This is a genomic window from Actinoplanes sp. NPDC048791 (genome assembly GCF_040650095.1).
Classification (GTDB): domain Bacteria; phylum Actinomycetota; class Actinomycetes; order Mycobacteriales; family Micromonosporaceae; genus Actinoplanes.
In genome coordinates this window covers 1-1,377 of the sequence record NZ_JBEZGQ010001573.1, presented here as the reverse complement: position 1 = coordinate 1,377, position 1,377 = coordinate 1, and the positions used below count along the sequence as shown (strand labels likewise).

At 70.6% G+C, this 1,377-nt stretch carries 2 protein-coding genes; one reads left to right on the top strand and one right to left on the bottom strand.

Annotation, left to right across the window (positions count from 1 at the left end):
* Positions 1–196 precede the first annotated feature (196 nt).
* Positions 197–988, top strand: a complete 792-nt coding sequence (locus AB0C29_RS48595) for a hypothetical protein (RefSeq protein WP_360835181.1) — start codon at positions 197–199, stop codon at positions 986–988.
* Between the two features lie 51 nt (positions 989–1,039).
* Here the strand turns inward: AB0C29_RS48595 and AB0C29_RS48590 are convergent.
* Positions 1,040–1,377, bottom strand: a 338-nt coding sequence (locus AB0C29_RS48590; RefSeq protein WP_360835179.1) for an RNA polymerase sigma factor, incomplete at its 5' end; no start/stop codon positions are given.

Below are 1,377 nucleotides of genomic sequence, written 5' to 3'. Positions count from 1 at the left end.
CCGAGGTCTCCCGCCTCCGCAAGGCCATCGGTGCCCTGGTGGCGACCGGTCCGTACCGGCTGGCGCCGGGCGTCAGCTGGGAGGTCGTGGGTGCGGCCGGGCCGCTGCCGGAGGTCTGAAAATTGTTTTGATCCATTCTGGGAGCGCTTCCGTATTGAGGACCGAGGTCCTACGACAGGAAGGCTCAGGCGACAGAATGAATCGCTCCCGTACTCCCGCCCGGCGCTGGCAGATCGCCGGTGTAGGCGCAGTCGCCGTGGCACTCGTCGGCGTCGGCCTGGGTGTGGCATCCGCCGACGAATCCACCGCCCCCACGGTCAACTGCCCGGCCGTCGCCGGTTCGCTCGGTGCCGTGCCGGCGCAGGCCCAGGCGGAGATCCAGCGCAACCTGGCCCTGCTGAACACGCAGATCGCCGAGGCCAACAAGCGCCTGATCACCAGCCAGGGTGAGGGTGGCAAGAACTTCATCCAGAACGCGATCCTCGGCCCGCTGAAGGACAAGCGCGTCGCGACCATCAACCGGATGGCCACGGCGATCGGCCGTAACGCCGCGAAGCCGGTGCTGAACGTGAACGCCCTGGCGACGTGCTCGCTCAACCAGAACGGCGGCGGCAACGCGGCTCCCGAGCCGGCGACCGTCCCGGCCGGCAACAACGCCGGTGGCAACAATGCCGGTGGCAACAACAACGCGGGTTCCCTGCCGACCGTCAACTGCCCCGACGTGACCGGCCTGCCGGCCATCCCGGCGCAGGCGGCGGCCGAGGTCACCCGCAACCTGGAGCTGCTCGACACCCAGATCGCCGAGGCGAACGCGCGGATCGCGTCCAGCGTCGGCCAGGGTGGCCCGGCGTTCATCCAGAACGCGATCCTCGGCCCGCTGGCCGACAAGCGGGTCGCGACCCTCAACCGGATCGAGACGGCGATCGGCCGCAACGCGCCGAAGCCCGAGGGTCTCGAGAAGTTCGGCACCTGCTCGCTGAACGAGTAACCAGACGGCACAGCACTGCCGATGATGGGGTCACCGCTCGCGGTGGCCCCATCAGGCTGTCAGCAGCTTGCGCAACTCCCGCCGGGCCTGGTGGATCCGGGACTTGACGGTGCCCTCCGGCACCTGGTGCAGCGCCGCGATCTCGGCGTAGCTCAGGTCCAGCACGTCGCGCAGGGCCACCGACTCGGCCAGCTCCGGCCGCAGCCGGGACAGGGCGTCCAGCAGGTCCAGCCGGGTCGTCGCGACCATGCTGGTCCGGCGCGGGTCGGCCACGTCGGCCAGCACGTCGGTGCTGTCGCCCGCCGCGACCGGGCGGGATCTGCGGTACGCCGAGCGGGCCCGGTTGGTGGCCAGCCGGTACATCCACGTCCGGAAGGCACTGCGGCCCT